A 12,580-nucleotide genomic window follows, 5' to 3' on the forward strand; every position below is an offset into this window, starting at 1 on the left:
GCGCGGAGGATCATGGAGCGTCGGGGCAAGGGCTGGATCGATCTTCGTGGCGGGCGCAGGGCCGGCGGCGGCGCGCGGCGGCGGGCCCGTGCAGATCGCACGCCTGCGCGCGATCTGCACGGGCCCGCCGGGATCGCGCGGGTGCGCGCGGAGGTGGCCGGCCTCTTCGGAGACGCTGCGCGCGCCGCGCGCATCGAGCGCGACCTCGCGGCGATCCCCGGCGTCGTGTCCGCGCGGGCGAGCGCGCGCACCGGGCGGGTGCTCGTGCGCGTGGGGGAGGACGCGGCTGACGAGGCCGCGCTCGTGCTCGGCGCCCACGCCGTGCCCGGCGCCCCGCCGCCGCCGTCCGCGCGCCGCGCCGTGCGGGCGATGGCCGAGGGCGTGGGCGCGCTCGTGCGCGCGGCGCGCCGCTGCGCGCGCCCCCGCGAGGGCGCGGCGGGCGAGGGCGAGCGCCGCGCGTGGCATGCGCGGGCCTGGGGGAACCAGGTCGCGCCGGCCGGGCAGGGTGAGGGCGCGCCGGCCGGGCAGGGTGAGGGCGCGCCGGCCGGGCAGGGTGGGAGCGCGCCGGCCGGGCAGGGTGGGAGCGCGCCGGCCGGGCAGGGCGGAGGCGAGCGCGCCCGCCGCGTCGACGTGACGCTCTGCGCCCACGCGGAGGACGCGGGCGAGGTCGCCCGCGCGCTCGGCGTCGATCCGCGCGAGGGGCTCCCCGCCGCCGAGGCGCGCCGCCGCCTCCGCGCGGTCGGCCCGAACGAGCTCGCCGGCGTCGCGACCCGCTCGTCGATCGAGATCCTCGCCGGGCAGATCTTCACGGTGCCCACGGCGATGCTCCTCGGCGCGGCGGGCCTGTCGCTCGCGCTCGGCGACATGATCGACGCAGGCGCCGTCCTCCTCGTCGTCGGCGCGAACGCCGCGATCGGCACGTACACGGAGTCGCGCGCCGAGGAGCTCCTGCACGCGTGGGGCGACCTCCGCGTCGGGTGGGCGCGCGTCGTGCGCGACGGGCGCGAGCAGCGGCTCGCCGCGTCGGAGATCGTGCCGGGCGACGTGCTCGCGCTGCGCGCCGGCGAGCCGGTCGCGGCGGACGCGCGCGTCGTCGACGCGCACGGCCTCGCCGCCGACGAGAGCACGCTGACCGGCGAGAGCGAGCCCGCCGAGAAGTGCCCAGCGAGGGTCGACGGCGGCGCGCCGCTCGCCGAGCGCCGCGGCATGGTGTACGCGGGCACCACGATCGCCTCGGGCGAGGGCGCGGCGGTGGTCGTCGCGACGGGCCGATGGACCGCGCTCGGGGACATCCAGCGCGCGCTCTCCCGCGAGTCCGAGCGCACCCCGCCGCTCGAGCAGGAGCTCGCCTGGATCGGCCGGCGCCTCGCGACCTTCGCGCTCGCGAGCTCGTCGGCGGTGATGGTCGTCGGCCTCGCGCGCCGGAGGCCGCTCCGCGCGCTCGTGCGGAGCGCCGTCGCGCTCGGCGTCGCCGCTATCCCCGAGGGGTTCCCCACCGTGGGCACCACGGCGCTCGCGCTCGCGAGCCGCCGCCTGCGCGGCTCCGGCATCGTGATCCGCCGCCTCGCCGCTGCCGAGACGCTCGGCGCGGTGAGCGTCGTCTGCGCCGACAAGACCGGCACGCTCACCGAGAACCGGATGCAGGTGGCCGAGATCTTCCTCCCCGGCGAGGGCGCGCTGCGGGTGGAGCGCGCCGCGCGCCGGGGCGGCGGCGCGGGGCCTGGGCGCGCGATCGCGCTGATCGGCGAGGACGGGCGCGAGGTCGACGCCGCCGCCCCGCGCGTGCACGCGCTCGCGCGCATCGCCGCCCTTAACGCCGACGTCGAGCTGAGCGAGGCGGGCAAGGTCGTCCAGGGCAGCGGCACCGAGCGCGCCCTCGTGGAGTTCGCGCTCGCCGCCGGCTACCCCGTGTCGGCGCGGCGCCTCGCGGCGCGGCGCGTGAGCGAGGCGCGCCGCTCGGCCGAGCGCGCGTTCATGGTGACGGTCCACGACCACCCGGAGCTCGGGCACATCGAGCTCGTGAAGGGCGCCCCCGAGCAGGTCGTCGCGCGCTGCGACGCGCCGCCTCGGCGCGAGGGGGCCGGCGACGAGCGCGGCGAGGCGCTCCGGCACAACGACGCGATGGCCTCGCGGGGGCTGCGCGTGCTCGCGCTCGCGTGGCGGCAGAACGGCCGGCCGGACAACGACGCTCCGCTCGAGTTCGCCGGCCTCGTCGGCCTCCGCGACCCGCCGCGCCCCGGCGTGCGGGAGGCGCTCGAGGCCCTCTCCGGCGCCGGCATCCGCGCCCTGATGCTCACGGGCGACCAGGAGCGGACCGCGCGCGCGATCGGCGTCGAGCTCGGCATCCCGCCGGACGCCGTGCACAGCCGGGTCACCCCGGAGGCCAAGCTCGACATCGTGCGGGCGCTCCAGCAGGGCGGCGCGATCGTGGCGATGACGGGCGACGGCGTGAACGACGGGCCCGCGCTCAAGGCGGCCGACGTCGGCGTGGCCATGGGCAAGCGCGGCACGGACATCGCGCGGGCCGTGGCCGACGTGGTCCTCGCCGAGGACGATCTGCCGAGCCTCACCGAGGCGGTCAGCGAGGGGCGGCGGCTGCACGACAACGTCCGCCGGGCGATCGCCTACTTCGTCGCGACGAACGCGAGCGAGGTCCTCACGATGCTGGTCGGCGCCCTCTGCGGGGCCTCGCCGCTCACGCCGCTGCAGCTGCTCTGGATCAACCTGCTCACCGACGTGGCGCCGGCGCTCGCGCTCGCGCTCGAGCCGGCCGAGGCCGGCGTCATGCGGCGCCCCCCGCGCGACCCTGCGGCGCGGCTGCTCGGCGCGGCCGATCTCCGCGCGCTGGGCGTGGACGCGGCCGCGATGTCCGGCGCGTCGCTGTCGGCGTACGCGCTCGGCGGCCGGGCCACCGCGGGGACGAGGGCGTTCACGGCGCTGGTGACCGCGCAGCTGCTCCACATCCTGGCCTGCCGCGCCGGCGCCGGGGAGGGCGCCGCGGCGGCCGCGCTCCGCCGGGACAGCCCGCACGTGGCCCGCGCGCTCGCGGCCACGTCCGCGCTCCAGGCGCTCGCGCTCGGCTCCAGGTCCCTGGGCCGCCTGCTGGGGGCGCAGCGCCTCCGCGCCGGGGAGCTCGCGCTCGCCGTGGCCGTGGGCGCGCTGCCCGCGCTGCTCCGCGGTCCTCTGGGGCGCTCCGCGAGCGCTGGCCGCGAGATCGTGATCGTCAACGGCAGGCGCGCGGAATCGGAATCGGAATTGGAGTCGAAATCGGAATCGGAATTGGAGTCGAAATCGGAATCGGAATTGGAGTCGAAATCGGAGTCGGACTCGGAATCGGAGTCGGAGTCGGGCTCGGCGTCAGGAGCGGAATCGGACGCGTCAGCAGAAGCGGAAGCAGCAGGCGCGAGAGCGGAAGCGGAAACGGACCAGGGCGCAGGCGAGGATGCGGGGGCGGCCGCGAGACGCAAGCAAGGCGTGCGCGCCGCGCGCGTCGCGGGGCTGCGCAAGGGAGACATGGCATCATGAAGTTCCATCCACCGTCGTTCGCCCTGGGGGTCGGCACGGCCGTCCTCCTGATGGGCAAGAAGCAGCACCTCCGCCCGGTGGTCGTCGAGATCGCGGCGCTCGGGCTCCACCTGGGCAGGCTGGGCCTCGGCTTGCTCGAGCGCCAGCGGGAGCACCTCGAGGATCTCTTCGCCGAGGTCGCCGAGCGGGTGCGCCAGAAGGCCGCGGGCGGGGCGCGCGGCGAGCGGGCTGCGCGCAAGAGCAACGGCGCCTCGGAGCTCCACGGCGAGCCGTCGTCATGACGTCGCTGGCGGTCCTCGTCGTCCACGCCCTGGAGCGGCGCGTCCGCCTGCGCGCGCCGGCGCTGGCCGGCCATCGTCGGGTGTGCGAGCGGATCGCGGAGCAGCTCGCGGCCGATCCCGCCTGCGAGGTTGTCTCGATCCGCCCGCTGACGGGCTCGGTGATCGTCGAGCGCTCCGAGGGCGGGCTCGATCCGGAGCGGCTCCGCGCCCGGCTCGCCGGGCTGGTCGACGGGGCGCGCGAGGACGACGGCCACCCGCTCGGGGCGCCGCGGCCCGAGGGGCACCCTGGTCCGACGCGCGTCGCCCGCGCGGTCGCGCACGCCTTTGCCGGGATCAACGCCGATGTGCGCGAGGCGATGGATTACCGCGCGGATCTGGGCACCATCTTGCCGGTCGTCTTCGCGGCGGCGGGGCTCGCCGAGGTCGGGGCCACGCGCAGGCTGCCTGTGCCGGCCTGGTTCAACCTGCTCTGGTGGTCGCTCCGGTGGTTCATGACGTTCAACCCCGGGGCGATCTCGGAGGAGCTGAACAGCGGCGGCGGGGCGCAGGGCCAGCCGGGCGTCGCGGGCGAGGGGCCTGGCGAAGCCGCCCCGGTCTGCGACGATCTCTAGAGCGGCTTTCAGCCGAGTCTGCTACAGCCCGAGCTCGACCGCACCGGATCGTGGCACAGGACCTGCCCAAGGTCTGCCCCATGAGCCCGTACAGTCTCGATCTGCGCCGGCGAATCGTCGATGCCTACGTCAACGGCGAGGGGAGCATTCGGGAAATAGCGGAGCGTTTCTCGGTCGCGCCGAACACTGTGCAGAATTACCTCACCCAGGTGCGCGCGACAGGCAGCCTTGCGCCCTTGCCGCACGGTGGTGGAGTGGGGCCGAAGATCGACCGGGCGGGGCTGGATGAGGTGCGCAAGCTGGTCGAGGAAAAGAACGACCGGACGCTGGCCGAGTTGGCTGAGCAGTTCGAGCAGCGGCAGGAGGTGCGTGTCAGCATCCCGACGATGCATCGGGCGCTGCAGCGGCTGGGCATCACGAGAAAAAAAAACGCTTCGAGCGAGCGAGCAGTATCGGCCCGCCGTCCGCAAGCGCCGCGCTCAGTTCCGGCGGCGAGCACGAAGAGTAGGCGCACGCCACATCACCTTCTTCGACGAGTTCGGTCTGCATCGCGGGATGGCGCGGCGGTACGGTCGTGCGCGTCGCGGGCGTCGGGCGCACGGCAGGGTGCCGTGTAACACCGACCCGAAGATCACGCTCATCGTCGGGCTGAATCTCGGCGGCGCTGTAGAACCGATGGCCTTCGAGGGGTCCATGAACGGCGCCATCTTCGAGGCGTACATCCGCGACCGGATCGCTCCTCGAGTGCAGCCCGGCGATGTGATCGTTGTCGACGGGCTGGGTGCACACCGTGCTCCCGGTGCTCGCGCTGCCGTCGAGGAGCGCGGGGCAAAGTTCTGGATTTTGCCGCCTTATTCGCCTGACCTGTCGCCGGTGGAAGGCTGCGGCAGCAAAGTCAAGGAGCTCACCCGCGCCGCCGCCCCGCGCTCGGTTCCGCAGGTATACCGAGCCATGGGCCGAGCCATCGGTCTGGTAACTGATCGCGACGCCAAAGGTTGGTTTCAGCACGCCGGCTACATCCGTCCACCGCGTCGCCCACCTCCCTCGCGTGCCGGCGCAACCCGGAGGATGGCGCCGCCCGGCGAGCGCTCTCGCGCTCCGCCAGCGGGGATGCCCTGCAGCATAGGGAATCAGTGAGCCCGAGCAGCAGCTTTTGTACCAGACCCAGCTGAAAACCGCTCTAGAGCGAGCGACGGTCACCCGCTTCGGATACGGGCCCACCTCGGCGTTTTCGGTGCTCAGCGCACCGGCGTGCGCTTCCGCGCCGAAAACGCCGATCTGGGCCCGTCTCCTGTGCGGGTGATCGCCGCTCTGCACGTGGCGGGGGTGGGCGGAAACCGGTGTGGAAAGGCGTGTTCCCTCTGCGGACGCCCCGCCGGTCGGGGGGCACCGGGCGCGGCTGAAGGTGGGCCCGGCGGCGCGGCGCGTTGAGGCAGCGATCGGCGGAGCTGCTACCGCGCGGGCGCGCGGAGGGCAGGAGAGCGTGGGGCGAGGGCATTCCGCCGGCGGGGACAGGATTCTCGGCGTTCACCTCGCCTCGGACATCTCCTTGCGATCGCGGCGTGCGCGCGCCGGCGCGCTTTCGAGCCCGTGGCGCCGCCTGTCGACCCCGACGTAAAGCGGCGATGTCGCACAATGGCTCGGGATTAGATTGAACCTTGGTGGCCGGGCGCGTACCTTCCTGGTCCGGATCGTAAGCCCCGGAAGCAGAGGGGAACACGTTGATGGCGCGACTGCAATTCCCGGTGTGGCTAGGCCTGACTGTTGCATCGCTCGCCGTGTCTCCGGGCTGTAGCTGTGGCAGTCCCGACGTGTCCGTGGCTGGGGCCGGGTCGGGGGGTGAGGGGCTCGGGGGGGCCGGCGGGGCTGGTGCAGGCGATCCTGTGGCTTCGGCGGGCGGGGGTGGCGCAGGTGGGCGTCCCGAGGTGGGGGATCGGGGCATCGCCGCGGGCGAGATGGTCAGCGCGGGGAAGGTCGTGAGGAGTCCGAGCTATCGCATGGTCTTCACGCTCGGTCAGCCGACGCAGAATCAGGGAAAGACGACCTCACCGAGCTACCGCGTGCAGGGCGGTCTGGTCGGGGCGAACGGGAGCGTGCCATGAACGGGATGGGACGGCGTGTCCTCGCGATGGGTGTTCTTCTCGCCGCCTCCGTCGGCTTCGTGCGCGGCGCGGCCGCCGCCGTGCCGATGCAGATCTCGCATCAGGGGCGGCTCTTCACGGCCAACGGCGAGCCGGTCAATGACGTCCTCTCGGTGACGTTCGCCATCTACGCCGCCGAGGACGACGACGAGCCGCTCTGGAGCGAGGTGATCGCGCTCTCGTTCGACGAAGGCTTTTTCTCCACGGTGCTCGACTTCACCGAGGAGCAATCCGCGAAGGTCTTTGACGGCTCGGTTCGCTACATCGGAATCACGGTCGGGGACGATCAGGAGATGCAGCCTCGCGCTTCGATCGGGAGCATCCCGTATGCGATGGTCGCGAACAACGCTGTTGGTGAGATCACGCCGAAGCTGGTGAAGATCGGCGGCAGGGTCGTCATCGACGAGAGCGGCAACTGGGTGGGCAACTCGAGCGGAATCGCGGGGCCGATGGGACCGACGGGTCCGGCAGGGCCCCAGGGACCGACGGGGCCGGAGGGACCGACAGGGCCTGAGGGGCCGACGGGGCCGGAGGGACCGACAGGGCCCGAGGGGCCAATGGGGCCCCAGGGACCGATGGGACTCGAGGGGCCGACGGGACCCGAGGGGCCGACGGGACCCGAGGGACCGACGGGACCCGAGGGACCGACGGGACCCGAGGGACCGACGGGACCCGAGGGACCGACGGGACCGGAGGGACCGAGAGGGCCTCAGGGGCCGACGGGTGTGGTCGCGACAATCGCGATTGCGGGCAACGTTGCTCCCCTTTTTGATGGTGGCAGCGCCGCGTATGTCTTCGTCGGCCCCACGGGGTTGGTGACCATTACCGGCAGCCAGCGCGTGACCGGATCGGCCTCTGCGCCGCTCGGGCTGCAGCCGTCCCGCGCTGCGTTCGTCGCCCCGCTCGGCCTCTGTTACCAGCGGCGCGGCACCAGCGAGCTCGTCAACTTCTTCGGCGGCGCCTTCGCGAGCCACTACTTCACGCCGACCCGCACGACCTACTCGGTCTCTGCCACGACGGTGCTGCCAGAGGGCGAATGGAATGTCGGCATGTGCGTCCGCAATGAGGGGACCAGCTCGATCCAGGGATCGACCACGTCGACCGGCAACGGCATGGTGAACGGCTGGTTCATCGTCACGAACGACTGAGGGCGAGCCCGCCGTCTGGGTTCGTGAGCCCGCCCCCGCTCCCATGAAGCCGGCAGGTCCCGTGCGGGGGCATCCGCCGCGGGGCCGGGCGGCTCGGCACAACCTCCCGAGCCACCCGGAGCCACTCCTCGCCGCGTCGGCGCCTCAGATCACCGGAGCGCCACCGGGCTCCGCGCGAGGTACTCGTCGTAGGACAGGGTCCGCAGATCCTCGATCCTCTTCGCGCGCATCGCCCCGATGACCGCCCGCGCGAGCTGGAGGTCCGTGAGGAGCGGGATGTTCGCGTCGACCGCGCGCCGCCGGATCAGGTAGCCGTCCGGACGGCCGAGCTGATCGTACTCGCGGGGGATGTTGATCACGAGATCCACCTTCCCCTGCTCGATGGCGCTCATCGCCGTCTCCCCCTCGTCGGGCTGCTTCGCGAGGCTCGTGCACGCGAGCCCGAGCGCCCGGAGCGCCTCGGCCGTGCCCGGGGTCGCGAAGATGGGGAGCTTCAGGTGCTCGGCGATGACGCGGGCCTCGTCGGCGAACCAGTACTTGTCCTCGAGCGGCCCGAGCGACAGCAGCACGCCCTTCTTGGGGAACCTGAAGCCGGTCGCGAGCAGCGAGTGCAGCAGCGCCTCGTGCATGTCGTCGCCGAAGCAGCCGACCTCGCCGGTGCTCGCCATCTCGACGCCGAGCATCGGATCGGCCCCCACGAGGCGCGAGAACGAGAACATCGGCGCCTTCACCCCGACGTAATCGAGGTCGAGCCCGCGGTTCTCGACCGGCTGCGCCACGCCGAGCATCCTGCGCATCGCCTCCCGGACGAAGTTGTTCCCCGTGACCTTCGACACGAAGGGGAAGCTCCGCGACGCGCGCAGGTTGCACTCGATCACCTTGACCGTGTTGTGCTTGGCCAAGAACTGCATGTTGAACGGGCCGGTGATCGAGAGCGACCGCGCCACCTGCTGGGCGATCTGCTTGATCCTGCGGATCGTCGCGATGTAGAGCGACTGCGGGGGCAGGACGAGCGTCGCGTCGCCGCTGTGGACACCGGCGTTCTCGACGTGCTCGCTGATCGCCCAGAGGATGATCTCCCCGCGATCGGCCACCGCGTCGATCTCCACCTCGCGGGCGTGGGTCTCGAACTTGGACACGACGACGGGGTAAACGGGGGAGACGGCCTTGGCCCGGGCGAGGATGCGATCGAGCTCGTTGGGCTCGTGCGCCACGCTCATGGCCGCGCCGCTCAGCACGTAGCTCGGGCGCACGAGGACGGGGAAGCCGCCGAGCTTGTTCACGATCTCGCCCGCCTGGCCCGCGTCGACGACGTGCGCCCAGCGCGGCTGGTCGATCTCCAGCCGGTCGAGCAGATCGCTGAACTTCTTCCGGTCCTCGGCGGTGTCGATGCTCCCCGGGCTCGTGCCGAGGATGCGCGCCCCCGCCTCGTGCAGCCGGAGCGCCAGGTTGTTCGGGACCTGCCCGCCCATGCTGACCACGATGCCGTAGGGCTGCTCCCGCTCGTAGATGTCGAGCACCGTCTCGAAGCTGATCTCGTCGAAGACCAGCTTGTCGCACGTGTCGTAGTCGGTGCTGACCGTCTCCGGGTTGTAGTTCAGCATCATGGTCTCGTAGCCGAGCTCCGAGGCCGCGCGGATCGCGTTGACGCAGCACCAGTCGAACTCGACGCTCGATCCGATGCGGTAAGCGCCGGAGCCGAGCACCATGATCTTCTTCCGCCAGGACGGCGCGACGTCCGTGGCCGACGCGTGGTAGCTCGAATAGAGGTAGTTCGTCTCGGCGGGGAACTCGGCCGCGAGCGTGTCGATCTGCGCGAGGTGGGGCACGATGCCGTGCCGCTTCCTGGCCTCCCGGATCGAGCCCCGCGGCGCGCCGGTCAGCGTGCCGATCATCCGGTCGCTGAAGCCGAGCTGCTTCGCCTCCCGGAGGGTCGCCTCCTCGAACGCCGGCTCCTGCGCGGCCGCGGCCTTGTCGGCCTGCGCGGGGACGGCGACCTTGAGCGTCTTCAGATCCCGGTGCATCCGGACGATCGGCTCGATCTGGTTCAAGAACCACCGGTCGATCTTGGTGAGGTTGTGGATCTCGTCGACCGACATCCCCTCCTGGAGCGCGCGGGCCACGGCGAAGATCCGGAGCGGCGTCGCGTTCTGCAGCTCGTCGCGGAGGTCCTTGAAGGTGAACGCGTCGGGGTCGAGCCCCTTCACCCCGATGTCGAGCATGCGGAGCGCCTTCTGGATGACCTCGGGGAACGTCCTGCCGATGGCCATGACCTCGCCGACGCTCTTCATCTCGCTGCCGATCCGCATCGACGCGCCGCGGAACTTGCCGAGATCCCAGCGCGGGACCTTGCAGACGAGGTAGTCGAGCGCCGGCTCGAAGAACGCCGTCGTCCTGCGGGTGATCGCGTTGGCGATCTCCGGCATGGTGTAGCCGACGGCGATCTTCGCGGCGACGTAGGCGAGCGGGTAGCCCGTCGCCTTGCTGGCGAGGGCGCTCGACCGGGAGAGGCGCGCGTTCACCTCGATGACCCGGTAATCGGCGCTGTGCGGGTCGAGCGCGTACTGGATGTTGCACTCGCCCACGATGCCGAGGTGGCGGATCGTCTTCAGCGCGACCGAGCGGAGGAGCTGGTACTCCTCGTCGTTCAGCGTCTGCGACGGGGCGACGACGATCGACTCCCCGGTATGGATCCCCATCGGGTCGAGGTTCTCCATGTTGCAGACGGTGATGCAGTTGTCGCGCCCGTCGCGGACGACCTCGTACTCGATCTCCTTCCAGCCGCGGAGGCACTCCTCGACGAGCACCTGGGGCACGCCGCCGGCGAAGCCGCGGCGCACGGCGTCCTCGAGGTCGCGCTCGCTCTCGACGATGCCGCTGCCCTTGCCGCCGAGCGCGTAGCCGCCCCGGAGCATCACGGGGAACCCGATCTCGCGCGCCGCCGCCATGGCCTCGGCCGCCGAGCGGCAGGCGCGGCTGCGGGCGGTCTTCACGCCGATCTCGTCGAGGCGCTCGATGAAGAGCCGCCGGTCCTCGGTGTCGCGGATCGCCTTGATCGGCGTGCCGAGCACCCGCACGCCGTACTTGTCGAGGATGCCCGAGTCGTGGAGCTCGAGCCCGCAGTTGAGCGCCGTCTGCCCGCCGAAGGAGAGGGCGATCGCGTCGACCTCCTCCTTCACGATGATCCGCTCGACGAACTCCGGGGTGACCGCGCAGAGGTGGATGCGGTCGGCGAGCCCCTCGCTCGTCTGGATGGTGGCGATGTTGGGGTTCACGAGGACGGTGGCGATCCCCTCTTCCTTGAGGGCCTTGATCGCCTGCGACCCCGAGTAGTCGAACTCGCCGGCCTGACCGATCTGGAGCGCGCCGGAGCCGAGCACGAGGACGCGCCTGGGTTTCTTGGGGAGATACGCGCCGTACATGGCTCAGCTCCTTCCTGCGGTGGGGGTGGCGCGGGGATCCGCGGCAGCGGCCCCCGCGGTCTTGAGTCGCGAATCGGAGGAACCCTTCATCGCGCCGCAGAGGCGGAGGAAGTCGTCGAACAGGTAGCCCGCGTCCTCGGGCCCGGGCGTCGCCTCGGGGTGGAACTGGACGCTGAAGAAGGGGCGGAGCCGCGAGCGGATGCCCTCGTTGGTGCCGTCGTTGATGTTGACGAACCAGGGCTCCCACTCGGCGGGCAGCGACTCGTGCTTCACCGCGTACCCGTGGTTCTGGCTCGTGACGTAACAGCGGCGGCTCAGGAGGTCCTGCACCGGCTGGTTCACGCCGCGGTGGCCGTACGGCAGCTTGAAGGTGTCGCCGCCGGCGGCCAGCGCGAGGATCTGGTTGCCGAGGCAGATGCCGAAGATCGGCTTCGTGTACGTCCCGAGCAGGCCGCGCACCGCGGCGACCAGCGGGCCGAGGTCCTTGGGGTCGCCGGGGCCGTTGCCGATGAGGATGCCGTCGGCGCTCTCGGCGAGCTCGGCGATGGGCGCGTGGTAGGGGGCGCGGATGACGGTGACCCCGCGCCGCAGGAGCGAGCGGACGATGTTGTCCTTCGCGCCCGCGTCGATGAGGAGCACCTTCAGGGGGCCGCCCTCGTACGTGACGGGCTCGCGGGGCGAGACGAGGCGGAACACCTCCTCGCGCATGTCCACGGCCTCGGCCGAGCGCTTCACCCGCTCCAGGTCCATCTCGGCCGGGAACAGCCAGCCCTTCATCGTCCCGACCTCCCGGAGCCGCCGCGTCAGCGTCCGCGTGTCGATCCCGGTGATCGCCGGGATGCCCTCGCTGGCGAGCCAGGCGCCGAGCGAGCGGACCGCGGCGTGGTGGCTGTAGCGCTCCACGTAGCTCTGGACCACGAGCCCCTGCAGCTGGATGCGGTCGGCCTCGTAGGGCCCGTCGACGCTGCCCGCTTTGCGCGGCGCGGGCACGCCGTAGCTGCCCACGAGCGGGTACGTGATCGTCAGGATCTGGCCTCTGTACGAGGGATCCGTGAGCGTCTCGACGTACCCCGTCATGCCGGTGTTGAAGACGACCTCGCCGCTCACCGCGCGCGGGGCGCCGAAGCACCGGCCCGTCATGGTCGTCCCGTCTTCGAGTACGAGCTTCATCCGATTCGCATCCATCCTCTTTGACCGCCTGGGCCGCCGCGGCGCGGACCCTTACGCAGGAGGGGCCTTGAGCGCATGCAGCGCCGTGGGCCCATGGGGTACCAGGTCCGCGCGCACGCCGCGCGGCGGGCCGGCATCATGCTCGAGGCAAGGCGTCCGAGCACCCCCGGTCGTCGGAGCCGGTTGCTCCGGCGCTCCGTCGAGGTGGGGCAGGGCGCCCGGCGTCCCGTTCTTCCACATGCCGGGGACGCCCATTTGCCGTCCCCTCGCTCCACGTCAACC

The 12,580-nt window shown here is 72.2% G+C and carries 9 protein-coding genes; 7 read left to right on the plus strand and 2 right to left on the minus strand.

Annotation, left to right across the window (positions count from 1 at the left end):
- Positions 1-12: 12 nt before the first annotated feature.
- The 7 genes from WMF22_RS13180 (at position 13) to WMF22_RS13210 (ending at position 7,706) form a co-directional block, all read left to right on the plus strand.
- Positions 13-3,525 carry an HAD-IC family P-type ATPase gene (locus WMF22_RS13180; protein ID WP_438035985.1) on the plus strand — a complete coding sequence of 1,171 codons (3,513 nt, stop codon included), beginning with the start codon at positions 13-15 and terminating at the stop codon, positions 3,523-3,525.
- Positions 3,522-3,806 (plus strand): hypothetical protein, encoded by a 285-nt coding sequence (locus WMF22_RS13185; RefSeq protein ID WP_438035986.1) that lies wholly within the window; start codon positions 3,522-3,524, stop codon positions 3,804-3,806. The genes WMF22_RS13180 and WMF22_RS13185 overlap by 4 nt, the downstream gene beginning before the upstream one ends.
- A complete protein-coding gene (locus WMF22_RS13190; RefSeq protein WP_438035987.1) occupies positions 3,803-4,417 on the plus strand; it encodes an HMA2 domain-containing protein in 615 nt (204 codons plus the stop codon). The genes WMF22_RS13185 and WMF22_RS13190 overlap by 4 nt, the downstream gene beginning before the upstream one ends.
- An 80-nt stretch (positions 4,418-4,497) precedes the next feature.
- Positions 4,498-5,034, plus strand: coding sequence for an IS630 transposase-related protein (locus WMF22_RS13195; RefSeq protein WP_437294639.1), 537 nt, complete (start codon positions 4,498-4,500; stop codon positions 5,032-5,034).
- On the plus strand, positions 4,973-5,554 hold the full coding sequence (locus tag WMF22_RS13200) for a transposase (RefSeq protein WP_437294640.1): 582 nt from the start codon (positions 4,973-4,975) through the stop codon (positions 5,552-5,554). The genes WMF22_RS13195 and WMF22_RS13200 overlap by 62 nt, the downstream gene beginning before the upstream one ends.
- Positions 5,555-6,342: 788 nt before the next feature.
- Positions 6,343-6,519: a hypothetical protein gene (locus WMF22_RS13205; protein ID WP_437299446.1), complete on the plus strand. Its 177-nt coding sequence runs from the start codon at positions 6,343-6,345 to the stop codon at positions 6,517-6,519.
- Complete coding sequence (locus tag WMF22_RS13210; RefSeq protein WP_438035988.1) at positions 6,516-7,706, plus strand: collagen-like protein; 1,191 nt, start codon at positions 6,516-6,518, stop codon at positions 7,704-7,706. The genes WMF22_RS13205 and WMF22_RS13210 overlap by 4 nt, the downstream gene beginning before the upstream one ends.
- 149 nt (positions 7,707-7,855) lie before the next feature.
- Here WMF22_RS13210 and carB read toward each other — a convergent pair whose 3' ends face one another.
- Entirely contained in the window at positions 7,856-11,128 is a 3,273-nt protein-coding gene (carB, locus tag WMF22_RS13215) for a carbamoyl-phosphate synthase (glutamine-hydrolyzing) large subunit (protein WP_437299448.1), read from the minus strand.
- Between the two features lie 3 nt (positions 11,129-11,131).
- Positions 11,132-12,298, minus strand: a complete 1,167-nt coding sequence (carA, locus tag WMF22_RS13220) for a glutamine-hydrolyzing carbamoyl-phosphate synthase small subunit (RefSeq protein WP_437299449.1) — start codon at positions 12,296-12,298, stop codon at positions 11,132-11,134.
- Positions 12,299-12,580 lie beyond the last annotated feature (282 nt).

The organism is Sorangium sp. So ce204 (assembly GCF_051526795.1).
Classification (GTDB): Bacteria; Myxococcota_A; Polyangia; order Polyangiales; family Polyangiaceae; genus Sorangium; species Sorangium cellulosum_B.